General features: G+C 42.0%; 23 protein-coding genes and 1 pseudogene. 11 read left to right on the top strand and 13 right to left on the bottom strand.

The features are described from left to right. Positions 1 to 439: protein kinase domain-containing protein (locus tag H6G40_RS02360; RefSeq protein WP_190537208.1), on the bottom strand; the 439-nt coding region annotated here is incomplete at its 3' end. Positions 440 to 841: 402 nt separating this feature from the next. On the opposite strand from H6G40_RS02360, the gene hemC reads away from it, so the two are divergent. Continuing rightward, positions 842 to 1,801 carry a hydroxymethylbilane synthase gene (gene hemC, locus H6G40_RS02355; protein ID WP_002771972.1) on the top strand — a complete coding sequence of 320 codons (960 nt, stop codon included), beginning with the start codon at positions 842 to 844 and terminating at the stop codon, positions 1,799 to 1,801. A gap of 323 nt (positions 1,802 to 2,124) precedes the next feature. Here the strand turns inward: hemC and H6G40_RS02350 are convergent, their stop codons facing one another. Beyond that, a complete protein-coding gene (locus H6G40_RS02350) occupies positions 2,125 to 2,436 on the bottom strand; it encodes a ferredoxin (protein ID WP_069474278.1) in 312 nt (103 codons plus the stop codon). 1,043 nt (positions 2,437 to 3,479) lie between these two features. Between H6G40_RS02350 and ndhC the strand changes: the two genes are divergently transcribed. From ndhC to H6G40_RS02335, 3 genes are read left to right on the top strand one after another with little or no spacing between them, the layout of a single operon-like run. Further along, the gene (ndhC, locus tag H6G40_RS02345; RefSeq protein ID WP_002739390.1) at positions 3,480 to 3,842 is read left to right on the top strand and encodes a photosynthetic/respiratory NAD(P)H-quinone oxidoreductase subunit C; all 363 of its coding nucleotides are present in this window, start codon (positions 3,480 to 3,482) and stop codon (positions 3,840 to 3,842) included. A gap of 47 nt (positions 3,843 to 3,889) precedes the next feature. After that, a complete protein-coding gene (gene ndhK / locus H6G40_RS02340; RefSeq protein WP_002738790.1) occupies positions 3,890 to 4,633 on the top strand; it encodes a photosynthetic/respiratory NAD(P)H-quinone oxidoreductase subunit K in 744 nt (247 codons plus the stop codon). After that, complete coding sequence (locus H6G40_RS02335) at positions 4,634 to 5,137, top strand: NAD(P)H-quinone oxidoreductase subunit J (RefSeq protein ID WP_002738424.1); 504 nt, start codon at positions 4,634 to 4,636, stop codon at positions 5,135 to 5,137. A 171-nt stretch (positions 5,138 to 5,308) separates the two neighbouring features. On the opposite strand, the gene H6G40_RS02330 is transcribed toward H6G40_RS02335, so the two are convergent. Continuing rightward, the gene (locus H6G40_RS02330; RefSeq protein ID WP_069474277.1) at positions 5,309 to 6,178 is read right to left on the bottom strand and encodes an alpha/beta fold hydrolase; all 870 of its coding nucleotides are present in this window, start codon (positions 6,176 to 6,178) and stop codon (positions 5,309 to 5,311) included. A gap of 257 nt (positions 6,179 to 6,435) precedes the next feature. Here H6G40_RS02330 and H6G40_RS02325 point away from each other — a divergent pair, with 257 nt between their 5' ends. Continuing rightward, complete coding sequence (locus tag H6G40_RS02325; protein ID WP_002748714.1) at positions 6,436 to 7,353, top strand: histone deacetylase family protein; 918 nt, start codon at positions 6,436 to 6,438, stop codon at positions 7,351 to 7,353. Positions 7,354 to 7,467: 114 nt separating this feature from the next. After that, positions 7,468 to 8,661, top strand: a complete 1,194-nt coding sequence (locus H6G40_RS02320) for a Coenzyme F420 hydrogenase/dehydrogenase, beta subunit C-terminal domain (RefSeq protein ID WP_069474276.1) — start codon at positions 7,468 to 7,470, stop codon at positions 8,659 to 8,661. Positions 8,662 to 8,790: 129 nt separating this feature from the next. Here the strand turns inward: H6G40_RS02320 and H6G40_RS02315 are convergent, their stop codons facing one another. Beyond that, positions 8,791 to 9,045 (bottom strand): type II toxin-antitoxin system RelE family toxin, encoded by a 255-nt coding sequence (locus tag H6G40_RS02315; RefSeq protein ID WP_002738377.1) that lies wholly within the window; start codon positions 9,043 to 9,045, stop codon positions 8,791 to 8,793. Continuing rightward, on the bottom strand, positions 9,042 to 9,251 hold the full coding sequence (locus H6G40_RS02310; RefSeq protein ID WP_002738788.1) for a hypothetical protein: 210 nt from the start codon (positions 9,249 to 9,251) through the stop codon (positions 9,042 to 9,044). The genes H6G40_RS02315 and H6G40_RS02310 overlap by 4 nt, the downstream gene beginning before the upstream one ends. A 226-nt stretch (positions 9,252 to 9,477) precedes the next feature. Here H6G40_RS02310 and H6G40_RS02305 point away from each other — a divergent pair, with 226 nt between their 5' ends. Then, the gene (locus H6G40_RS02305) at positions 9,478 to 9,690 is read left to right on the top strand and encodes a type II toxin-antitoxin system HicB family antitoxin (protein ID WP_002738920.1); all 213 of its coding nucleotides are present in this window, start codon (positions 9,478 to 9,480) and stop codon (positions 9,688 to 9,690) included. Continuing rightward, entirely contained in the window at positions 9,690 to 9,914 is a 225-nt protein-coding gene (locus H6G40_RS02300; RefSeq protein ID WP_002739026.1) for a type II toxin-antitoxin system HicA family toxin, read from the top strand. Before H6G40_RS02305 ends, H6G40_RS02300 begins: the two co-directional genes overlap by 1 nt. Positions 9,915 to 10,062: 148 nt before the next feature. Here the strand turns inward: H6G40_RS02300 and H6G40_RS02295 are convergent. The 5 genes and pseudogenes from H6G40_RS02295 to H6G40_RS02275 all read right to left on the bottom strand — a co-directional run bounded on the left by H6G40_RS02295 (position 10,063) and on the right by H6G40_RS02275 (position 14,816). Then, positions 10,063 to 10,246, bottom strand: a pseudogene (locus tag H6G40_RS02295) (tetratricopeptide repeat protein). Between the two features lie 223 nt (positions 10,247 to 10,469). Beyond that, positions 10,470 to 10,841, bottom strand: a complete 372-nt coding sequence (locus H6G40_RS02290; protein ID WP_242028698.1) for a type II toxin-antitoxin system VapC family toxin — start codon at positions 10,839 to 10,841, stop codon at positions 10,470 to 10,472. A 12-nt stretch (positions 10,842 to 10,853) separates the two neighbouring features. Continuing rightward, the gene (locus H6G40_RS02285) at positions 10,854 to 11,075 is read right to left on the bottom strand and encodes a hypothetical protein (protein WP_106908986.1); all 222 of its coding nucleotides are present in this window, start codon (positions 11,073 to 11,075) and stop codon (positions 10,854 to 10,856) included. A gap of 509 nt (positions 11,076 to 11,584) precedes the next feature. Beyond that, a complete protein-coding gene (locus H6G40_RS02280; protein ID WP_339327437.1) occupies positions 11,585 to 14,242 on the bottom strand; it encodes a tetratricopeptide repeat protein in 2,658 nt (885 codons plus the stop codon). Positions 14,243 to 14,381: 139 nt separating this feature from the next. Then, positions 14,382 to 14,816: a hypothetical protein gene (locus H6G40_RS02275; RefSeq protein ID WP_069474274.1), complete on the bottom strand. Its 435-nt coding sequence runs from the start codon at positions 14,814 to 14,816 to the stop codon at positions 14,382 to 14,384. 357 nt (positions 14,817 to 15,173) lie between these two features. Here H6G40_RS02275 and H6G40_RS02270 point away from each other — a divergent pair, with 357 nt between their 5' ends. Continuing rightward, positions 15,174 to 15,518 (top strand): hypothetical protein, encoded by a 345-nt coding sequence (locus H6G40_RS02270; protein ID WP_069474273.1) that lies wholly within the window; start codon positions 15,174 to 15,176, stop codon positions 15,516 to 15,518. A 384-nt stretch (positions 15,519 to 15,902) separates the two neighbouring features. Here the strand turns inward: H6G40_RS02270 and H6G40_RS02265 are convergent, their stop codons facing one another. The 3 genes from H6G40_RS02265 to H6G40_RS02255 all read right to left on the bottom strand — a co-directional run bounded on the left by H6G40_RS02265 (position 15,903) and on the right by H6G40_RS02255 (position 20,086). Next, positions 15,903 to 16,910 carry a DnaJ C-terminal domain-containing protein gene (locus H6G40_RS02265; protein ID WP_130756323.1) on the bottom strand — a complete coding sequence of 336 codons (1,008 nt, stop codon included), beginning with the start codon at positions 16,908 to 16,910 and terminating at the stop codon, positions 15,903 to 15,905. Between the two features lie 70 nt (positions 16,911 to 16,980). Then, entirely contained in the window at positions 16,981 to 17,631 is a 651-nt protein-coding gene (locus tag H6G40_RS02260) for a TVP38/TMEM64 family protein (RefSeq protein WP_002739208.1), read from the bottom strand. A gap of 79 nt (positions 17,632 to 17,710) precedes the next feature. Next, entirely contained in the window at positions 17,711 to 20,086 is a 2,376-nt protein-coding gene (locus H6G40_RS02255; RefSeq protein ID WP_190537203.1) for a glycogen debranching protein, read from the bottom strand. 537 nt (positions 20,087 to 20,623) lie between these two features. Between H6G40_RS02255 and H6G40_RS02250 the strand changes: the two genes are divergently transcribed. Both H6G40_RS02250 and H6G40_RS02245 read left to right on the top strand, forming a co-directional pair. Continuing rightward, positions 20,624 to 21,409: a hypothetical protein gene (locus H6G40_RS02250; RefSeq protein WP_002738520.1), complete on the top strand. Its 786-nt coding sequence runs from the start codon at positions 20,624 to 20,626 to the stop codon at positions 21,407 to 21,409. Positions 21,410 to 21,635: 226 nt separating this feature from the next. Beyond that, positions 21,636 to 22,676 (top strand): lipase family protein, encoded by a 1,041-nt coding sequence (locus tag H6G40_RS02245; RefSeq protein ID WP_002738386.1) that lies wholly within the window; start codon positions 21,636 to 21,638, stop codon positions 22,674 to 22,676. Positions 22,677 to 22,795 lie beyond the last annotated feature (119 nt).

Raw genomic sequence — 22,795 nt, 5'->3', positions numbered from 1 at the left:
CCTTGAGGATATTACCCGGTTTTAAATCTCGATGGACTTTATTTTGTCCATGAAGATAATTTAAACCTTGGGCGACTTGAGCAGTAATATTTTTAATCTCATCCGCTGACAAACCGCCTTTGGCGATGTGATTTTCTAGGCTACCCTGTGCCAATTCCATCACTAAATAAAGCATCTCCGTATTGAAAAAAGTAAATTCCCCCACTGAATAAGCCTTAATTAAATTAGAATGTTCTAACTTTCTGGCATTTGTTAACTCAATTAATTTATCATCGCTACTTTCGGGGATAACTTTAATAGCAACTTCTTGAACCGATGTATTTCTAACCATTTCACTAGCATGAAATACACCACCAAAACCACCGGCACCGAGAAACTTATTAAGACGATAGGGACCTATTTGTTGCCCTTCTAACATCCTCATCATTTGGTCTAGCATAATAATAACTCCTGAATTAAGTAGGTAGGCGTTAAAAATTATCAGATGCCCCCCTTATTAAGGGGGATCCCCCCGCCTATCGGCACCCCCCTTATCAAGGGGGGCAGGGGGGATCGAACCTAAAATCCATTTTTAATTTAATTATAACCAGCTACTTTAGCCAATTTGTCCGTTCAAACATTGTCATTAGTTAGACCCTGTTGCAACGTTTATCCCTCTATTTTAATCTAGGCTTTCAGCTTTGCTGTCAGTGGGGAATAATGCTCACCCTATGTGCCTAAAAATATTAAGAGATGTAACTATTTATGCCTAACCTAGAAAGTGATTACTCAACAGGGGTGAGATCAGGATAGTCTAGATCGAGCAGTCCGATAGATGTTTAGTTAAATTCCTACTTCAGATATGTCCGTTTCTAGTCCTCCTCGTTCCCTGCGTATCGGTTCGCGTAAAAGTCAGTTAGCCCTAGTACAAACCTATTGGGTACAGGCAGAATTGAGTAAACACCACCCCCATCGACAGTTTGAGGTGGAGACGATGAGTACCCAAGGCGATAAAATTCTCGATGTGGCCCTGGCGAAAATCGGTGATAAGGGTTTATTTACCAAAGAATTAGAAGTGGGAATGTTGGATAGATCGATCGATCTTGCCGTCCATTCTCTCAAGGATCTGCCCACTAATTTGCCCGAAGGCTTAATCTTGGGTTGCGTCACGGAAAGAGTGAATCCGGCCGATGCTTTGGTGGTAAATAGCCAAAACCAAGACTATCAATTAGACACTTTACCGGAAGGTGCGGTGGTGGGGACTTCTTCCCTGCGGCGATTGGCCCAGTTGCGTTACCATTATCCCCATCTGACTTTTAAAGATGTGCGCGGCAATGTTAACACCCGTCTGGCAAAACTGGACGCGGGAGAATACGACGCGATTATTCTGGCAGTAGCGGGACTAGAAAGGTTAGGATTAGGCGATCGAGTTCATCAGGTTATCCCGGCAGCAATTTCTCTCCATGCGGTGGGACAGGGTGCTTTAGGGATAGAATGCCGCGATGCTGATCCGGAGGTTTTGGAAGTCCTAAAAGTGTTGGAACACGCCCCTAGTCGCGATAGATGCTATGCTGAACGCGCTTTTTTACGCGAGTTGGAGGGGGGTTGTCAAGTTCCCATCGGAGTGAATACGGCGATCGAGGATGGTATCCTAACTTTAACGGGTATGGTGGCTAGTCTCGACGGTAAGCGCCTGATTAAGGACTCGGTTAGCGGTGATCCTAGCCATGGGGAAGTCTTAGGACGAGATTTAGCCCATAAAGTGCGCGAAGCTGGTGCTGGAGAGATTTTAGCCGAGATTTTCGCTGAAGTGGGCCGATAATTAGTGATCAGGGGGAAATTCAGCTACTTTTTCCCTGAAAATTAGGTAATTGACCCCCTCAAAATCGGTAAAACCCCACACCCCACACCCCACACCCTACACCCTGCCCCTAGGAAAAACTTTTTCAGCAAACCCTAATTAGTGATCAGCGCCCATTAACCCTACACCTCACACCCTGCCGCTGCAGGATTAATTTTTGGGCTTTATCTCACTGTCGAGTCAAGAGGCAAAAATATAAATAAAGCGAGAACTGTCGCCCTTGCAGTTCCCGCTCTATTATTGTTGTATTGTTGGAGTATCTAACCCCCGAATATTGAGTTAAATTAGTACAAATCTTCTTCTTTGTGGGTGACGATCACACAGTCAGAAGTAGGATAGGCCACACAGGTGAGGACATAACGCGCTTCAATTTGATCGTCATCTAAGAAGGATTGCTCGGATTGATCAACGCTACCGGATTCGATTTGACCAGCGCAAGCAGAACAAGCACCAGCACGGCAAGAAAAGGGTAAATCTAATCCTTCTTTTTCCGCTATCTCGAGAATATATTCATTATCGGGAACATCAATTTCATAATCGCCCTTGGGTGTTTTCAGGGTGACTTTATAAGTGGTTGTCTTTATTTTCTTTGCCATAGGTTGTTCCTCAGTCTCAAAATGCCTTCTCTCCCCGTTTAGACTGAACGGGTCGAATGAGTTTCCTTTTTGATACTACGCGAAAATTTACCCAGCTTAACTTAGCATTAGTAATGACAGCCTTAAATAAACTTAAAATAATATTTACTTATCACTTTAGCAGATTAGCTGTTTAATTAAAAGTTGATACAATAGCCTAGTCTCATAAAATAAAAGTCTGCATAGCCTATCCTTCCCTAATGCCTTAAAAAGGGTTGATTCGGAGAAATAGTGCCAAGAGCGTCAGCAGACAACTGAGAACGCACCAAACCGAAGAAAATCTAGTAGAAATGATTTGGCTACAGTTAACAAGTCTTTTGAGCAGATTTTAGGGGATGGCGAAAAGTTTTCTTGTGGTTAAACGACTGTTCGAGTTTTTTGTAAATTTCAATTATTGAATTTTCCTAACCTTAAAAAATACGATACCTTTTCACATTTTATTTAAGGATGCTATAGCTAACAAAGTTAATCCGAATGGGGATTGGAAATTGTACTCGTCACTATTTAAATTGTCATCGTCATGATCTAATCAGTTAAGAGATTTAGCAAAATTTCCGGGGGTCAGTTTTAGTAACTGCATAATGATATATTGTCTTAAGCGATCGCGGCTTTGAGCCAGTGCATTAACAAAAAAACTATAATCCGGTGGACAGCATTTCTGATAATTTACACTGCCTAGGGGAAATTTTAGTACAAATGCTCGAACTTACCACTCTGGTACTCATTGAGATAGTCAACAGCTGATCGCAGCCAATTCTTTTTTACCATATTTAGCTACACTTTGCTTCCCATAGGGATTGTAGGCTTCCTTGTCACCCCGTCAGAGTTAAGAGCAAAACAGAGACAGAAGCGAAGCTCAACCCGATGATTAGCTAATGGTATCGATAAACATCTTCAATGCTGCTTTTGAGAAGGAGAGGGGTTGCTAAAGCCTCTATAATAAGTAGCCATAGAGATGCCGACAACTTCCCCTGTCGATAGCGAATAAGGAGAAAAAAAACCCAGTGTTTGTCCTCAAAGGTTACGAGTATTTTCTAGGATTTCTGCTCGCTTGCAGTTTAGTACCAATCCTATCCCTAACGGCCTCCAAAGTCCTGCGGCCTAGTGGTGGCGGTCCGGAAAGACGCACCACCTATGAATCGGGGATGGAACCGATCGGCGGTGCTTGGATTCAGTTTAACATTCGTTATTATATGTTTGCCCTCGTTTTCGTGGTTTTTGACGTGGAAACCGTCTTTCTCTACCCTTGGGCAGTAGCTTTCAATCAATTGGGCCTATTAGCTTTTGTAGAAGCATTGATCTTTATTGCTATCCTTGTGGTTGCTCTCGTCTATGCTTGGCGGAAAGGAGCCTTAGAATGGTCATAACGGCCATAATTTTCCTTATTTTTGACTTTTGATGAGAGGATAACCCGATGAGTCCCAACCCTACCAGCGAATTTAAGCAAATTATCGAACAACAAAGCGAAAAAATCCTCAATCCCATCGAACGCACGAAAGTTACCCAGGATTTATCGGAAAATGTCATACTTACCACCGTTGATGACCTGTATAACTGGGCGCGTTTGTCAAGTCTTTGGCCGATGCTATACGGTACAGCCTGCTGTTTTATCGAGTTCGCGGCCTTGATTGGTTCCCGTTTTGATTTCGATCGCTTTGGTTTAGTTCCCCGTTCTAGTCCCCGGCAAGCCGATTTAATCATCACTGCCGGTACAGTTACCATGAAAATGGCCCCCGCTTTGGTGCGTCTGTACGAAGAAATGCCAGAACCTAAATACGTTATCGCCATGGGTGCCTGTACGATTACGGGAGGAATGTTCAGCAGTGACTCCACTACCGCAGTCAGAGGGGTAGATAAACTTATCCCCGTGGATGTCTATATACCCGGTTGTCCCCCCCGTCCGGAAGCGATTATCGACGCGATTATTAAACTGCGGAAAAAAGTCGCTAACGAATCTATTCAAGAACGCGGGACTGTTCTCCAGCAAACCAATCGTTATTACAGCACCACCCACAAAATGCAGGCCACGGAACCGATTCTGACCGGTAAATATCTGCAATCGGCCACCCGTCAAGCACCTCCGAAAGAGTTACTAGAAGCCACTGGTATGCCTGTTCCCCCCGCTCTTTTGACCACGAAACAAAAGGAAGAAATCTAAATGACTGAAGAAACCACAGCTATTGTGCAAGCTGGCCCCACTTCGATTTGGTTAAGCGAAAATGGTTTTGATCATCAAGCTTTAGAAGCTGACCATAGTGGTGTGGAATTGATTAAAGTAGAAGCAGAATTTTTAATTCCCCTGGCCACTGCTTTATTCGCTTATGGCTTTAATTATCTCCAATGTCAGGGCGCTTACGATTTGGGACCGGGGAAAGAATTAGTTAGTTTCTATCATCTGGTCAAAGTAACCGATAATGTCGATAGTCCCGTGGAAGTGCGCTTAAAAGTTTTTCTTCCTAGAGATAATCCCCGGGTTGCTTCGGTTTACTGGATTTGGAAAGCTGCTGACTGGCAAGAACGAGAAAGTTATGATATGTTCGGCATTATTTATGAAGGACATCCCCACCTGAAACGGATTTTAATGCCGGAAGATTGGGTCGGTTGGCCTCTACGCAAAGACTACGTTTCTCCCGAATTCTACGAACTACAGGACGCTTACTAAGTCGAGAATTTAATCACTAATTAGGTTATGGATCCTATGGGGTTGGAAGATATTTCTAGCCCGATTTTTTTTTGATACTAAATCCGTTGAGTATGGACTACATATCAGGACAGGCACTCATGCAAAACGGAGAATAAATAATCAGTTTTTAATAACAGGATTTAGTATTACTTAGCCGAGAAAATCCTCGATCGCCTGTGCTGTCTCTTCCGGTGCCTCTTCCGGTAAAAAATGACCACTGGCGATCGCCTGTCCCGTCACTTGATTAGCTCGCTGCTGCCAAAGAGCGATCACATCGTATTGACGTGCAATAAAACCTTTTTTTCCCCAAAGAACCAAGAGGGGAGAGGAAATTTTCCGGTCTAGATCCTGACGATCATGCTCTAAATCGATAGTAGCGGCGGCCCGATAATCAGCACAGGTGGCGGTTATCGTCCTTAAATCTCGAAAACAACGCCGATATTCCCCCAAAGCTTCCTCTGTAAAAGCGCCAAAATCTCGCCCCCAACTTTGCAAGCAATGGTGCAGATAATAATCGGGATTAGCGGCGATCAGGGTTTCGGGAAAAGGGGAAGGCTGAATCAAGAAAAACCAATGATAGTAGGCAGTGGCAAAAGTTTGATCAGTAGCCTCGTACATCGCCAGCGTCGGTGCTATATCGAGTAAAACGAGTTTTTTGACATTTTCGGGAAAATCAAGGGCGAGACGGTGGGAAACTCGCGCCCCTCGATCGTGGCCGATCAGATAAAACTCCTGATAACCCAATTTTTCCATCAGCAACACCTGATCGAGGGCCATCACCCGCTTGCAATAATTGCTAGAATCCTCTAGGGGTAAGGGTTTATCGCTATCCCCGTAGCCGCGCAGATCCGTGGCGATCACCGTAAAATTGGCCGCTAATCGGGGGGCGATTTTATGCCACATTTGATGGGTTTGGGGATAACCATGCAGCAAAAGCAGCGGAAAACCGCACCCACCTTTGACACCATTGATAGTAATGCCATTAACTTCTAGCTGAAATTTCCGAAAATTTGTCAGCATTTTTGCTTCCTGTCACCTTAGGGGGAGATAATTGCATCATCCGGCAAAAGTGACCCAATCAGTAAAGTTTTTTCACTATAGCCGCTCAAGCCCCTGTTTTTCTGGTAGATTGAAACCATTAGGTTGCTCAAAAACCAGCGAGTTAAGCAGTTAGGTGTTAAAAACTGTCAGATCCCCCCGCCTATCGGCAGGGGGGATCGAACCAAAAATCTATCTTCAATTTAATTATAACCAGCTACTTAAGCAGTAATTTGATTATGATCTCGATTATCTATTCCGATGAATTTCTCGATCACGATACAGGTATTTACCATCCTGAAAAAGCGGCGCGTTTAACGGCAATTGTCGAGGCTTTAAAACAAACAGAATGGCAGTCAAAACTAACATGGCATTTACCCACACCGCTCGAAATTCGTGACGAAGTAATTCCTTTGATCAAACAAGTTCATAATCAAGATTATGTTGATAGATTGCGGCGAATTTGTCAACAGGGCGGAGGAAGATTGGATGCCGATACTCCCGTTTCTACGCGTAGTTACGATGTGGCGTTACTAGCGGTTAGTGGCTGGTTAGATGGAGTCGATCGAGTCTTATCCACCAGCGATCCTACCTTTATTTTAGCCCGTCCTCCCGGACATCATGCCACTTCTAATTATGGCATGGGTTTCTGTCTGTTTTCTAATGCTGCTATTGCCGCTTATTATGCTTTAGAAAACAAAAGAGTGCAAAAAGTAGCGATTCTTGATTGGGACGTGCATCACGGCAATGGCACCCAGGATATAGTCGAAAATCATCCCCAGATTGCCTATTGTTCCCTCCATCAATTCCCCTTTTATCCCGGCACGGGAGAAGCGAGAGAAAAAGGGGAGTTTAATAATGTTTTGAATATTCCCTTACCGTCAGGAAGTACGATTAAAGATTATCAAGAACATTTTGAGGGGCAAGTCATACCTTTTCTGAAAAATTTTCAACCGGATTTAGTGATTGTTAGTGCTGGATATGATGCCAATCAAGCGGATCCTCTGGCGGGAATTTGTTTACACCCACAGGATTATGGAATTTTAACCAAATACCTCTTAACTCTTAATAAACCGCTGCTTTTCGGCTTAGAAGGTGGTTATGATTTAGAAACTTTAGCGGCTTCCGTCGTCGCCACCTTAGAAGCTTTGCTCTGATCCTAATCTGGGTAATCGTTACATTTCTTTAAAAAGATTGCTAACAAAGCGATCTAATGCGGTAAGGTAAACGATCGATAGAAAAAACCCTTGACCTAGTTGCCTTTTAAGATTATGAACTCCCTTGCGCCCCACCTAAAAGCCAAAGCCCTCAAGCCCAATAGTCGTCGTCCTGCCAAAGAATTGTGTAGCGAGTGCGGACTTTGTGACACTTATTACATTCACTATGTTAAAGACGCTTGTGCTTTTCTCCATCAACAAATCGCCGATTTAGAAGCAGCAGCACACGGCAAAAGTCGCGATCTAAATCAGGAAAATGATCTCTATTTTGGCGTTCATCAAGAGATGATGGCTGCCAAGAAAAAACAAGCTATCCCTGGGGCGCAATGGACAGGAATCGTCAGCACAATTGCCTGTGAAATGCTCGATCGTGGTTTAGTAGAAGGGGTGGTTTGTGTGCAGAATACCGCCGAGGATCGCTTTCAACCGCAGCCTATTCTCGCCCGTACCACGGAAGAAATTCTCGCCGCTAAAGTTAATAAACCGACTCTTTCTCCCAATTTATCAGTCCTAGAAGAAATTGAAAAATCAGGCATGAAACGGTTATTAGTTATCGGAGTTGGTTGTCAAATTCAAGCCCTAAGAGCAGTAGAAAAAAAATTAGGCTTAGAAAAGTTATATGTCTTAGGAACTCCCTGCGTCGATAATGTCACCCGCTCAGGACTACAAAAGTTTTTAGAAACTACCAGTCGTTCCCCAGAAACTGTGGTTCATTACGAATTTATGCAGGATTTTCGGGTACACTTTCAACACGAAGACGGCTCGATAGAAATGGTTCCCTTTTTTGGCTTAAAGACTAATAAGTTAAAAGATGTTTTTGCCCCTTCCTGTATGACTTGTTTTGATTATGTTAACTCCCTTGCTGATTTAGTTGTGGGCTATATGGGCGCACCTTTTGGCTGGCAATGGATTGTCGTTCGTAATAATACGGGCAAGGAAATGTTAGAGTTAGTTAAAGATCAATTAAATACCCAAGATGTTATGTCTAGTGGTGATAGAAAACAGGCGGTACAAAATAGCATTCCTGCCTATGATAAAGGTGTAACCTTGCCGATGTGGGCGGCAAAAATGATGGGAGTAGTAATTGAAAAAATCGGGCCTAAAGGGTTAGAATATGCTCGCTTTTCCATCGATTCTCACTTTACCCGTAATTACCTTTATGTTAAACGTAATTATCCTGAAAAATTAGCGGCTCATGTTCCTGAATATGCTAAAAAGATTGTGGAACAGTATAAATTGCCCGATTAATTATTCACTTGCTTGGGCGGGGTAATAGAGAAAAATTACCCCGCTTTCTTAAGATTTTTAGCTGATTTGTACCTTTCTTAAAAATAATATAATAATGCTAATATTGTTGAAGGAAGATGTTACAGAGGTTCAATAAGCATCTTTTCGATGAATACTACTCAATATGATAATAAGCATTTCCTTATCTTGAATTCTATAAATGATGCGATAATCCCCTATTCTAATTCGGTAGGTGTCATCATATCCTTTGAGTTTCTTGACTCCGTTAGGACGAGGTGTATCGGTAAGTAGTCTAATGGCAGTAATTAAGCGTTCGCGTTGTTGTTTGGGTAAGTTGTTTAGTTGTTTTTGAACTGGTTTCGGAATAATAACTCTGTAGTTCACGCTTGGGTTGCCTCATATTCTTCGAGGGTTAGATAGTCTCCTGCTTGATAAGCTGATTCAGAAGCGATTATGTTAGCTTGCTCTTCTTCTGTAATTTCTATTTCAGTATGTCGTTCTTTGATAAAGAGCAAAAAGTCAAGTAATTGAGTCAAAAGGGTGTCAGGTGTCTGCTCGATTTCTTTAATTAGTTGTTCTTTGAGTGTCATAGCTTTATCAGTTATCAGTTATCAGTGATTAATTCAATCATAGTCAATGATAGGTGATGCGTTACGACTAAATCTGGATGTTGTCAAAATTTCTCTTGACAAAAGCCTCTTGACATGATATTATATTCATAATGGAAAATCCTTGCGCCTACAGACCCTATTTTCAAGTCTCAATAATCGCCAATAAAAGCTTAGATAGCGATAATTTTTTTAAGGATTGAGAACCATGAACTATCAAAGAGAGTTTTATGTTGTCATTGAACGAGATGAGGATGGATATTATGTTGGGGAAGTTCCTCAACTTCGGGGTTGTTACAGTCAAGGGGAAACGATTGATGAATTGATGAAGAATATCAGGGAAGTGATTGAACTTTGCTTGGAAGATGACAATCCGGAAGATGTGTCGAAGTTTGTTGGAATTGAAAAGGTGTCTATCTGATGCCAAAATTACCGATATTAACCGGTGATGAAGTTATCAAAGCTTTAACGAGAATAGGGTTTCAATCTATCCGACAAAAAGGAAGTCATCTGCGCTTAAAACATGAAGATGGAAGAGTTGTCACCGTACCGGTTCATCGGGGGAAAACTGTCGGGAAAGGATTACTCCTAAAAATTTTACGCGATGCTGAACTGACACAAGAAGAATTCATTCGTCTGCTGTAATTCCCATCTTGATTTAAGCTTCATGTCCCCGTTTTTCTGGATGTTGTTAAAATTTCTCTTGACAAAGGCGACTTGACATGATATTATATTCATAATGGAAAATCCGTGCGCCTACAAACCCTATTTTCCAAAGCATTCAAACTCTATCTTAATTCTGATTGCTAGAGTTGCGACAACATAGTTTTATATTCTCCATAATCGTTTGAGTATGGGGAATGATTTTCCCCTAATCCTTCTCTGAAAATATTAATCGCTTCTAGATGGAGAGGTTCCGCTTCTGTGTAGCTGTCTTGGGAATAGTACAATAGTCCTAAATTATTGAGAGATACCAATTTTCATAACTAGGGTTTGCTGAATAAATGTGAAATGTAGGCAAGGTAGAGGTTTTGTGGCTTTTCTCCCGAAACAGGTGCAAGATTCTGAGAGAATCGTGCTTCAAAACCTTGCGTCTTCATGGTTCCGCGTCCTGTAGGGGCGAAGCATTCGGACAATAACTTATCGGTGAAACCGTAGATTTTCTATCCGAATGCTTCGCCCGTACTTTTTCAGCAAACCCTAACTAAGATTGGGAATATTTTGAAAATGCTTAATGTTAGCTGTAATCAGAGTATAATCGCAATAAATAGCAGTCGCAGCAATAAACAAATCAATCGGGGTAATGAGTTGTCCTTTTATTCTAAGATTAACGTATATTTGAGTAGCTATATCACTAATTTCACGATCATAACCAATTACTTCACTGACTTCTACAAGACGTTCAAATTGTTGTTGTTGATTTCGTGCATCTTTATACAATAAACCACTTTTAATCTCGTAATAGGTAAAGATTGAAAACGATATATAAGTATATTGTTGTCGATAGATGCGGAATTGTTCAATTACTGCGGGATTGCCTCGTAAAAAATTAAGAGAGGATATTGGTATCAAGTAATGCTTGTTTCATAAATCATTTATCCGTTTTAAATCGAGTTGACGATTAGCTTCTGCTTCTTCCACAATCTCTTGCATAGTATTTTCTATATCTGCTGCCATACCAGCAAATTCCATAAAGTCAACGTCTGGATGTTTTGTTTTTATAGATTGGACAAAATGCAGGATTTCCGGCAGCAGAGAAATGGGAGTTGTTTCAATTTCTTTAATAAGTTGTTCTTTGAGTGTCATAGCTTTATCAGTTATCAGTTATCAGTTATCAGTTATCAGTTATCAGTTATCAGTGATCAGTAATCAGTGATTAATTCAATCATAGTCAATGATAGGTGATGGGTTACGACTAAATCTGGATGTCGTTAAATTTTCTCTTGACAAAGGCGACTTGACATGATATTATATTCATAATGAAAAATCCGTGCGCCTACGAACCCTCTTTTCCAACGCTCTTAACTATGATTGGTTCATTCAAGGCTCTCTTGGATTTGGTGGGTAAAATGTATTCTAAGATACAGTCCTGCTGGCGAGGGAATGGAAGGAACCACAAAGGCACAAAGGACACAAAGATCGATTATGTTGTAGGTTAAGCTTATCGCACAGAGTCTGGAAGATTCCTATAATAAGTCTAAGCTGTGATTTGAATGATTGAGTGAATACTATGATTGTGTTGTATTTGGCAAGTCTTTATCAATGATCAATTATAGTCTATCCCATAATTCCATAAATCACAGTTAAGACTGTTTTCAGGGATGAGGGGGTTTTGGTTTCAACATCTCCACCACCTCATCGGGAAACCGTTGTCTTAATTCTGCTTCGGGTAATTGGGATAACATCCTCAGATAATTCTGATAAAAGGTTTGGGTATGGGGATGATTTTCCCCTAATCTTTCCCTGAAAATATTAATCGCTTCTAGATAGAGAGGTTCCGCTTCTGTGTATCTGCCTTGGGAATCGTACAATGCTGCTAAATTGTTGAGGCAAATTGCCACATGGGGATGATTGTCTCCTAAGAGTTGTTTTCTCAAATCTAATGCTTGTAGATAGAGAGGTTCCGCTTCTGTGTATCTGCCTTGGGAATCGTACAATGCTGCTAAATTGTTGAGGCAAATTGCCACATGGGGATGATTGTCTCCTAAGAGTTGTTTTCTCAAATCTAATGCTTGTAGATAGAGAGGTTCCGCTTCTGTGTATCTGCCTTGGGATTCGTACAATGCTGCTAAATTGTTGAGGCAAATTGCCACATGGGGATGATTGTCTCCTAAGAGTTGTTTTCTCAAATCTAATGCTTGTAGATAGAGAGGTTCCGCTTCTGTGTATCTGCCTTGGGAATCGTGCAATAGTGCTAAATTGTTGAGGGAACTTGCCACATAGGGATGATTGTCTCCTAAGAGTCGTTTATGCAAATCTAATGCTTCTAGATAGAGAGGTTCCGCTTCTGTGTACCTGCCTTGGGAATAGTACAATGCTGCTAAATTGTTGAGGGAATTTGCCACATCGGGATGATTGTCTCCTAAGAGTCGTTTTGTCAAATCTAATGCTTCTAGATAGAGAGGTTCTGCTTCTGTGTACCTGCCTTGGGATTCGTACAATGCTGCTAAATTGTTGAGGGAAGTTGCCACATCGGGATGATTTTCCCCTAAGAGTCGTTTTCTCAAATCTAAAGCTTCTAGATAGAGAGGTTCCGCTTCTTCGTACCTGCCTTGGGAACGGTACAATCCTGCTAAATTGTTGAGGGAAGTTGCCACATCGGGATGATTGTCTCCTAATAGTCGTTTTCTCAAATCTAATGCTTCTAGAAGGAGAGGTTCTGCTTCTGTGTACCTGCCTTGGGATTCGTACAATGCTGCTAAATTGTTGAGGGAAAGTGCCACATCGGGATGATTGTCTCCTAAGAGTCGTTTATACAAATCTAATGCTTCTAGATAGAGAGGTTCCGCTTCTGTGTACCTGCCTTGGGAACAGTACAATAGTGCTAAATTGTTGAGGGAACTTGCCACATCGGGATGATTGTCTCCTAAGTGGGTTCGAGTTGCGGTTAAACAAGCTTGACAGTAAGGTTCAGCAATAGCATACAATCCTTGTCCATTATAATAACTAGCTAAACCCGTATAGGACCATAATAAATCCTCATCAGCGATATATTGGGGATATTCCCCGACAGATGCTTGTAGATGGAGAAGGAAAGGTTTAAATTCTTCAACGATTTCTACAGTGAGATTCTCTGGCATTTCTGCCGATTTTTTGGCCATAATCCCACAATAACGGCGTTTTGCTGGTTCTGCGTGGGGTGATGCTTCTAACTTATCCCGAAAATAGCGACGCAACAGGGGATGAATTTCATACCAACCATCACGATTATCCTGAACTAAACTCAGGTGAACTAAACTATCGGTTAACCATTCCTCCACTGTATCCCCATCTTCATCGGGAAATAAATCCAGAATCATTCCCTTGGGAAAGGGCGCAAGAGCGAATAAACTGAGATAAAGTGCCAAAATTTGCGCTTCTGGTTCGCTATGCAACTCCTCCCAACTGAGATTAAAGGCAGCTTTTAACCCTCTTTCCGCAGTCATTTCTGCATGAAACTTGGGATTTTTGTCTAAAATTGGCTCATCTAAGCCTTTTTCGGCTAATTTCTCCCGTATTTTGCTAATTTTCCAATCCTGTCGTCGTACCAGTAACCTTGCCACCAATTCTAACGCCAAGGGTAAATAACCTAAATCCTGACATAATAATTTAGCTGCCTCGATTTGTGTGTCAATTCTGTTGTCTGCAAGGTAGGAACGCAATAAATCAAGTGCATCTTTTTCTTTTAATACTTCTACCCGAAAAGTCGCAATTGTCGCTGATAAATATTCCTTGCGAGTGGTAATTAAAACCTGAAAGCGTTTGTCTTCTTGCGGTGGTAAATAATCCCTAATTTGCTGATAATCCCGCACATCATCAAAAATAATTAGGACATTTCCCGCTAACCAGTTTTGCCAACAATAACGAATTTTTACGTCTAATTCTCCCTCATCCGGTAAAGTTAATTTGAGATGTACCCGCGCAAAATCTAAAATAGAAGTACCGATAAAACCGCCGTCACTTTCTGCCACATTTAACCAACATATACCCCCGGGATAGGCTTTTTCTCGCCATTCTTGCCAGCCAAACTGTCTGGCTAGTTCGGTTTTACCTATGCCTCCCATTCCCGTTAAGGTAGATATAGCAAGCTTTTGGGATTGTTGTAATTGAGTTTTTAAGTCAATTAATTCCTGATCCCTACCAACAAATCTAGGGATATTACTATTAGATAAATTGTGAGGATTGGGTTGAGGAGGCTCTTGGTTAGGCGGATAAATATTTTGCTGCTTAATATTGATATCGCCTTTAGCATAATTGACTATTTTTTGATCCATATTGCTAACATAATGCTGTGATAAAAAAATATTTACTTATACAATATTAACACATCAAAAGGGGAAGGGCGAACGCAATTCGCCCCTACAATGGCATTTTTTTCGGTTCCGTCGGGGTGCATTGCACGCACCCAAGACATTACATGGTGATATTTTGTTCATTAATATTAATGTCCCTTTGAGAAAAATTAACAATTTTTTCAATGGTTTTGATATAGGTTTTTTGTCCAGAGGATTGAGATTGCAAACCCTTAGCAATATTGTTAAGAATATCCTTTAAATTAGGTAAAGGTTCGGATTCTACAATGTCAACCAACTCGGTTATAATTTGGCTTAATTCGGGACGGGTTTTAGCAACAGATTCCACCTCTAGAATTGCCTGTCCATAATCTAAAGGTTGTTCGGGTGCTTTTTCAATTGCGGTGACAGTATCTGGAGAAACTTGTTTCAGGGAAGTGAGAAATTTTTCTGTTTGTTGCCAAACTTTCTCTCCCACTTTTTCACCAGTTTTCTCTAACGCTTTAGTGGCAATAATCGAACCAACTGCGATCGCTGCTCCTGTAAGAGGTTCCATAGATAAAATCGGGGTGATGAGGGTTGAGTTTATTATATTATTGGGTTTTGATTTTTTGCCACAATATAGGGATTTTAGAGATTGCTTCAGTGGTAAATTCCTGTACTGCTAAAGTAAACTTGTGGTTAAGGTATCATTCATGATTCAGTCCTCATTTTAGCTTTCATAATTTTATTCTGCCCTATTTTTCTTAATCAGTCACAGTCCATGACACAATCACAACAATCACAGTCAAGACGGCATGGGAGAGGAAAGATCCGTGTTATCGTAAAAATGGGGATAGATGGGGGGTTTGGTCTTGCAAAATCGGCAAATAGGGATAAAATCAAAACAAGTTAATTTTTTCCTTACCATATCATGTTAACCCCATCGGATAGTAAATTATCTAAGCAGCAGCGGATTCTCTCGGCTGTTTCCGAAGAGGAACAGCTTAAACAGCAACGCATTCAGGAAGTGCTATTGTTAATAGATAGTTTATTCCAAAGAGAGGAAACGACTTTTAGGATTATCATTGACTGTCTTTACGATGTGGGTTCGTTAAATTTAATTAATAAAAAGTTTCATCGTCGTTACTTAAATTTTATTATGAAAGCGATCGCTCGTTTTTCTAAGCCTATATTCAGAATTTATGCTCTCTATTGGGTGAAAAAAAATAGCCCCAAATTAATTACTAATTGGTTGGCTAGTAAGGTTAAATTCTAGATCGATCCCCCCTTAATCCCCCCTTGATAAGGGGGGTGCCGATCCCCCCTTAATCCCCCCTTGATAAGGGGGGTGCCGATCCCCCCTTAATCCCCCCTTGATAAGGGGGGGAACTGACGATTTTTAACAGGTGCATCTCAATTTGGTCGAAATATCTAGATGACATTTTGGGCGCACGCAGTGCGCCCCTACCATTGGCGCAATAATATTATTGTAGGGGCGAATTGCATTCGCCCTCTTTGAACAACTTCTGCTGCTCACCTATAGGTGAGAGAAAATCAGAAATATTGAGATGCACCCATTTTTAACACCTAACCACTTATAAACCCCAGAGACAGTAATCAGGACCAAGAAAAACTGTTTTGGCAAACCCTAGCTAGGGACTTAAATTTGCACCTGTCTGAGATGACGACGGGGATCGGTGGTACGCTGAGATTTAATTTTCTCGTATAATTCCCGTTCGATCGCCGTTAATTCTTTGGGAGTATCGATGACAATTTTGACTAATTGATCGCCGCGTTGTCCTTTATTATCGATCCAACCTTTGCCGCGTAAGCGCAGGGATTGACTGGAACGAATACCGGCGGGAACTTTTACCGTCACCAGGCCATCGGGGGTAGGAACTTCGATCGCTGTGCCTAAAACTGCTTCATCGGGGGTAATCGGCACTTCACAGGTTAAATTATCGCCTTCAAAAGTAAAGAAAGGATGGGGTTCTAATTCCACATCGAGAAATAGATCTCCCCGTTGTTTACTCAAGGGATCGATTAGTCCTTTACCCCGTACCCGGAGACGATTACCGGTTTTAGTTCCTGGGGGGATTTTGATATCGATCATTTCTCCGGCTAAATTAACCCGTTTTTGTACTCCTCGTAAAGCTTCCCCAAAACTCAGACGCAGTTTAGCGGTGGAGACACCAGAAGTGACGGATTGCGGTGGAGTACGAGCGCCGGCAAAGTCGTTAAAATTGCTAAAATCGCCAAATCCTCTCCCCGGAGTCCCGTAGGAATGGGAACTGGGGCGAGTACCGCCGGAGCGCCCCATGCGACCGAGCAGTTCATTGATAAAATCATCAAAGGTGCTGTACTGGCTAAAGTCAAAACCGTCGGAACCAAAGTCAACCCCCCCATTACCACCTGGCCAATTCGATCGCTCGGCCTGTTGCCAATATTGTCCAAATTGATCGTATTTTTGGCGTTTTTCGCTATCGGAGAGGACTTCGTAAGCTTCGCTAATTTCTTTAAAACGTTCTTCGGCGCTTTTATTGTTAGGATTGCGATCGGGGTGATATTTGACAGCTAATTTGCGAAAAGCTTTTTTAATTTCTTCAGCGCTGGCAGTTTTACCTACTCCCAGAACGGCATAATAATCTTTATAATCTGCGGCAGGCATCGATACGCTATCTCCTTAGCAATGGGGATTCAGTCGGAATATTCCTAATCTAACTTAATTTTATCGCTGATCACTGAAAGGGAAATTGCCGACGACGACGATACCAAGTTCCCACACCTACTAACAGAGCAATGAGGGTAAAAGCCACCATTAGGGGCAGTATATCGCCTTTTCCCAAAGATTTTAAACCCGCACCCATCATGACAAAGGGTAAAATTCCGGGGACAGTGCCTAATAAAGTACCGATGAAATAATCGCGAAAACGGATAGAAGTTAATCCCGCAACAAAGTTAACGATACCGTAGGGAATAATCGGTAATAGACGGATAGCAAACATATAAAATAGGCCGCCTTGCTGCATTTCTGCATCGATCGCTTGCCATTTTCCCTGAAATTTTTTGGCGGTATATTCCCGGCCAATAGTACGGGTAAAAGCAAAGGCAACTATAGCGGCCACCAAAGCGGCGATCGTTGTCCAAACTGTTCCCATAACTACCCCAAAGATCGCGCCACCACTGAGGTTTAAGGGGGTAGAAGGTAGGATTAAAATTGTCCCGATCGTATAGACAATAATATACAAAATGGGGGCCATAATTCCCATTTGTTTTAACCAGATCTGTAATTGTTGGGAGTCGATATCACCGATTAGATAAACTCCCATCGCTGTGGCGATAATACAAATTATGGTTAGGATAATAACACTACTTTTAGTTTTAGACATTTAACGGCAATTTTGGGCTAAGTGCGGGTTATAAAACATAAGATGCAATAGGGGTTTATATTTCCCTATTGCCAAAAATTCAGTTAATCTCCTCGAGAACCACGATCGAAAAACCATTGACTTTATAGCGATCGGCAATTACTGCTCCTTGCTCCACAGACCAACAATTATAATTGGTTTCTGCCCAAGCTGCCGTGTCAATAAGTCTTACCCAACGATAATTATTGCCTGGGGAGGGAAGACGAAAATCCACCAGCAGATGATACATATTAATTAACACCAAAAAATCGTGATCACCGACGGCACTACCATCAATTAAAAACCAAATAGAGCGAGCATGGGCAGTTAAATCGCTAACCCCATCGGGTTTTTTAAATAAATAGGTGACACTATTGCCCGCATTGAGAACCATATCGCCATAGCGGCGCTGTTTGAGTGCTATATGATTGTTTCTTAAGTGAGCAATATAAGCGGCAAAAATAAATAAAGGATTGCGTTCTTCTTGATTAGTTCCCCTGCCAAAATTATTGTGATAAGCTTCCCGATAACCGGTGGGCAGTAGATGGGGTGAACGGGTGGCAATCATATCATAATTATTCCAAGTGGCCAGACTATCAATATTGTAGGGATTATTATTACCATTTTGAGTGCGGCCAAATTCATCACCCCAGACAGTCATGGGAACACCGCGAGATAAAAATTGAATCGTCCAAAAGTTGCGTAATCTTTGGCGACGTAAGGCCTGATTACCGCCAGAATCCCAAGAATCGTTATTATTATTGCCGCCATCGGAAGGACCAAAAGGCCAGGGATTGAGGTTATTTTTATTGTTATAACTGACCAAATCCATCAGGGTAAAACCATCGTGGGCAACAATAAAACTGATCGATTTGTGTGGTCCGCCTTGGTCATGAAAATTGTGATAATCTCCGTTCACCTGTTCGATGAATTTAAAAGTATTACCATCTCCCTTGCAAAAATGCCGGATTGCATCGCGATAACGGCCATTCCACTCGCCCCAACCCGATGGGAAATTACCTACTTCGTAACCCCAGATATCCCAAGCTTCGGCGATCATTTCGGCATCATATTTCTTGCCTAATTGCTCGATCTTTTCTAACAAAGGATGTTTAGGGAAGAATTGTTTTTGTTTGCCCCGATCTTCTCGTTGATGACTAGAAGGAGTTCGACCGAGGACGGGGGCCAGATCAAAACGAAAACCATCAACTCCCATGGTTTCTAACCAATAGGTGAGGGAATCAAGAACCAGATTACAGGTGACAATATGGGAAAAGTTTAATTGATTTCCGCAGCCAGTGGCCCCATCAACTAGATAATGTTCGTCGGTGAGTTGATAGTATTCCACCACATCAAAACCACCAAAACTAACAAATCCGGTGACATCGTTGCTGCCCCAATTGCCCCCTTCTCCGGTGTGATTATAGACCACATCGAGATAAACTTCCATACCTTGGTCGTGGAAAGCTTTGACCATGGCCTTAAACTCTCTGGTGGGTCCCCCGGGGGAGCGATCATAAGCATAACGGCGATCGGGAGCGAAATAACCAAAGGTCATGTAACCCCAATAGTTACCGCCGGGGCGATCGTCGGGGTTATTATCGTTAGCGGTTTCCTGGACCGGTAAGAGTTCGATCGTGGTAAATCCCAGCGCTTTCAGATATTTGGCCATATAGCTGGCCCCCGCATAAGTTCCTCTGTACTGGTCGGGAACGTTGGCCACTTCCTCAAAACCTGTAATTCCCTTGAGAATATCTTCTAAACGACTAGCGGAGGGGTGATGACTTAAACCGCGCACATGGGCCTCGTAAATGATCGCTTTTTCGGACCCCAGACGGGGACGAGTACCGGTAGAAGTCCCATCCGGCGCGATCACAATGCCTTTGGGCGACCATTTACCCGTATCGTATTGCCGCCGGATCACTCCTTTGTAGTCCCCTTCTCCCGTGGCATAGATTCCAGCATTTTCTCCGGCCGCGATCATGGCCGGGGTTTCAAGGTCGTGGGAAAGTTCTCGCGCGTAGGGATCGAAGAGGACTTTATTGGGGTTAAAACGATGGCCGAAATCGTCCACATCTGCCTGAAAACCGGCGTTACTGTGACCTCTTTGCCATTTTTGATCAAATTGCCAATTGGAACCCCAACAGCGAAAAGCATAGTAACTGCCGTGGCCAATACCGGCGATTTTTGCCCGCCATATATCATCATTGGGGTTTTTTGTCAACCAGTAATCATACTTAGCGTTTTCTCCCGTCGGGCGATCGTAGATTTCCAGAAGAATCTGACTGGCATTTTTAGAATAGACGGCAAAGGTGACGCTATCGCCCCGATAATGCGCTCCGAGGGGATAGGTGGCATCGGCCCAAAGATGGCTATCTAGGGGGGCATAATTACCAGATTGGGGATGATTTTGACCGATCTCACTCTCCGATTTCATAAGTTTAATAAATCTCAGATTATGACTGTCTAAAGTATAGATTTAGTATGCTCTTGAATGTAAATTTTTATGACGAAATTCAACGTTTCTGGGCTTAATCCATTGACTTAGTTACTCAAATGGTTGAGGATGGAGGGGGCTGACATAGGCATAACTTTTAGATGCAGAACTTAAGCATCTCATAAAGTTGCTCCTCCCGACAATCCTCTATCTAATTATGAGAATCAGACAAGCTGGAATCCAAAAGGCAAACAAGTCAAGGTTTATACGCAATTTTCTGCTGGTGCAACCCTTGGCGATCAAGACTTGGCTAATTACTATGAAACGACAGAGCCAGGACTCAATCTTTCCAGCCAATTATAGAATAGTTTAGACATTGTTCCCCAATATTGAGGGGTCACTGACTAACAATTTATCTGATACTCTAACCCTATCTGATCAGGATTTAGATACAATGGATGCTCAACTATCTTAGTTTTTTAGTCTTGATTAACTCAGCGATCACCATCGGAAAATCTGAACCGGGAAATAAATACCATGAAATTAGAAGACATCATTCAACAAAACCTCGTTAAACCCATTGATTCCTTAGCTGGAGACTCGGAACTTTGCCGAGAAGTTCAGACCCGTTTGCAAGTTTTCGGATTACTTCCTGCTCATGGTGTTGATGGCATTTATGGACCCCAAACAAAACAAGCCTTTGAACAATTCAAACAAAAAATCAAAGAAGGCGAATTGGATACCTTGGGAGCATCTTCGGCAAAATTTTTACTAGAACTTAAAGAATTACCGGGGGGTAATAATTTAATCTCCAAAGCTCAAGCCGAATCTATCTATGGTAATGTCATTAGCGATGGACAATTAGCAGATCTCAATTCTTGCTTAAATCGCTTTGAAATTAACACTCACCCGCGAATGTGTCATTTTTTAAGCCAAACTGCCCATGAAAGTGGTGGCTTGAAATGGATGAAAGAACTCGGTAGCGGTGAGGAGTATAACGGACGGAAAGACCTGGGAAATATTTATCCAGGAGATGGTCCCAAATATAAGGGAGCAGGCGTTATTCAACTAACGGGACGCAGTAACTATCAAGCTTTTGCGAATTATATTCATGATCCGAAAGTGATGGATGGAGTTGACTATGTTAGTACCACCTATCCTTTTACCAGTGGCGGTTTTTGGTGGCATAACAATAACATGAATGCTCTTTGTGATCGCGGTGCAACAGTGGAAGAAATCACCCGACGAGTCAATGGTGGTCTTAACGGACTAGCTGATCGTCAAGCTTACTACGAAAAAGCGATCAAAGTTTTTCCTGTTTAGCAATGCTTGTCCTACATTTTCCGCCAATAGCTGTTCTGGTGCTAATTTTTACACCTCTAATGATGGGGTAAGTTGGGGTCAACTTAATCAAGTAAAAAAGAGCGGTCATCCCTTTTTTGTGAAATTTGTTTTGTGACCAAATCATTAACAATTTTCTGGTGACTCAATTACCTGGATTTGTCTAAGATACGCCTAATCAATTCACAATCGGAGGGAGAAAATTTCAATGCCTACTTACGATCAACAACAAACGCTTTTCTGTCTTTCTATGTTCGCTAATATCAGTAATAGCGAGAAAGTTATTACAGATTTAGCCAATCCTACGGTTCAAGCAAAAATTGGTCAATGGACAATTCTTTGGGGTCCTGTTATTTATTATCATGATCCTAAAAATCAGAACTGGGATAATATTATGTATGTGGCAAAGGGAGAAAATGCCGAAACCAATAACCCTCAATATGTAGTTGCGATCGCTGCTACGAATCCCAAATCAGTTTTTGACTGGTTACAGGAGGATGCTGCTACCCATAACATGGTTTCCTGGTCAACGCAATTCCCCGAACGCGGAAAAATTTCCCAAGGAACAAATACCGGAATTACTATTCTGCAAAACCTGAAAGATTCCTCTAACCGTTCTCTGTTAGAATTTTTGACCCAGGAAATTCCCAGCCAATCTGACCAACCTATTGAAATCATTACCACCGGCCATAGTTTAGGTGGTGCATTATCTCCGGTAATGGCATTATGGCTGTACGAAAATCAAGCAACCTGGAACCCTACCGGTAAACAAATCACCGTCAATACCCAATTTTCTGCGGGAGCAACCCCAGGGGATCAAACCTTTTCTGATTACTACGGAAATACGGAGCCAGGTCTCAATCAAAGCAGCCGACTCTGGAATAGTTTGGATATTGTTCCCCATGCTTGGAATATTCAGCAATTACAGCAGATTCCTACCCTGTATCAATCTTGTAATATTCCTAAATCTTCGAGAATTGCACTATTAGTTGATAGTCAAATTCAAAAAGTAAAAAACTGTAATTATCTCGCCTTAAATCCCAGCACTTTTGCCATGAAAGGTGAATGTGGCGTTTTTTCTCAACCGCAAACAACTCCCCTGAAGCAATTTCTGCAAGAAGCCTATTTTCAGCACATTCAAGCTTATTTCAATCTTCTGGAAATTGACTGGCCGCTGACGGAAAATGTGGCTAATGCTCTCACGCTAACAGAGCAAGATTTAGATGATATTGCCACTAAGTTAAGCTAATTATTCTATCGCTAAACAGTCGGCAGTGGGAATCGGCACGACTGTAAATGGGGAGGAACAGAAAGGGCTAATATTTAAATTATTCACTTCTGACCTCTCAAGTAATTATCTTTAACTGT

Origin of the sequence: Microcystis viridis FACHB-1342, from assembly GCF_014698335.1 — a bacterium.
In the GTDB taxonomy this organism is placed as follows: Bacteria; Cyanobacteriota; Cyanobacteriia; order Cyanobacteriales; family Microcystaceae; genus Microcystis; species Microcystis ichthyoblabe_A.
The sequence above is the reverse complement of the archived record's forward strand: the minus strand, read 5'-3'. Positions and strand labels throughout refer to the sequence as shown.

Coding starts and splice junctions, on each gene's coding strand:
- hemC (WP_002771972.1), top strand. CDS start 842: ATGTCCGTTTCTAGTCCTCCTCGTTCCCTGCGTATCGGTTCGCGTAAA.
- H6G40_RS02350 (WP_069474278.1), bottom strand. CDS start 2,436: ATGGCAAAGAAAATAAAGACAACCACTTATAAAGTCACCCTGAAAACA.
- ndhK (WP_002738790.1), top strand. CDS start 3,890: ATGAGTCCCAACCCTACCAGCGAATTTAAGCAAATTATCGAACAACAA.
- H6G40_RS02335 (WP_002738424.1), top strand. CDS start 4,634: ATGACTGAAGAAACCACAGCTATTGTGCAAGCTGGCCCCACTTCGATT.
- H6G40_RS02330 (WP_069474277.1), bottom strand. CDS start 6,178: ATGCTGACAAATTTTCGGAAATTTCAGCTAGAAGTTAATGGCATTACT.
- H6G40_RS02325 (WP_002748714.1), top strand. CDS start 6,436: ATGATCTCGATTATCTATTCCGATGAATTTCTCGATCACGATACAGGT.
- H6G40_RS02320 (WP_069474276.1), top strand. CDS start 7,468: ATGAACTCCCTTGCGCCCCACCTAAAAGCCAAAGCCCTCAAGCCCAAT.
- H6G40_RS02310 (WP_002738788.1), bottom strand. CDS start 9,251: ATGACACTCAAAGAACAACTAATTAAAGAAATCGAGCAGACACCTGAC.
- H6G40_RS02305 (WP_002738920.1), top strand. CDS start 9,478: ATGAACTATCAAAGAGAGTTTTATGTTGTCATTGAACGAGATGAGGAT.
- H6G40_RS02300 (WP_002739026.1), top strand. CDS start 9,690: ATGCCAAAATTACCGATATTAACCGGTGATGAAGTTATCAAAGCTTTA.
- H6G40_RS02285 (WP_106908986.1), bottom strand. CDS start 11,075: ATGACACTCAAAGAACAACTTATTAAAGAAATTGAAACAACTCCCATT.
- H6G40_RS02280 (WP_339327437.1), bottom strand. CDS start 14,242: ATGGATCAAAAAATAGTCAATTATGCTAAAGGCGATATCAATATTAAG.
- H6G40_RS02275 (WP_069474274.1), bottom strand. CDS start 14,816: ATGGAACCTCTTACAGGAGCAGCGATCGCAGTTGGTTCGATTATTGCC.
- H6G40_RS02270 (WP_069474273.1), top strand. CDS start 15,174: ATGTTAACCCCATCGGATAGTAAATTATCTAAGCAGCAGCGGATTCTC.
- H6G40_RS02265 (WP_130756323.1), bottom strand. CDS start 16,910: ATGCCTGCCGCAGATTATAAAGATTATTATGCCGTTCTGGGAGTAGGT.
- H6G40_RS02260 (WP_002739208.1), bottom strand. CDS start 17,631: ATGTCTAAAACTAAAAGTAGTGTTATTATCCTAACCATAATTTGTATT.
- H6G40_RS02255 (WP_190537203.1), bottom strand. CDS start 20,086: ATGAAATCGGAGAGTGAGATCGGTCAAAATCATCCCCAATCTGGTAAT.
- H6G40_RS02250 (WP_002738520.1), top strand. CDS start 20,624: ATGAAATTAGAAGACATCATTCAACAAAACCTCGTTAAACCCATTGAT.
- H6G40_RS02245 (WP_002738386.1), top strand. CDS start 21,636: ATGCCTACTTACGATCAACAACAAACGCTTTTCTGTCTTTCTATGTTC.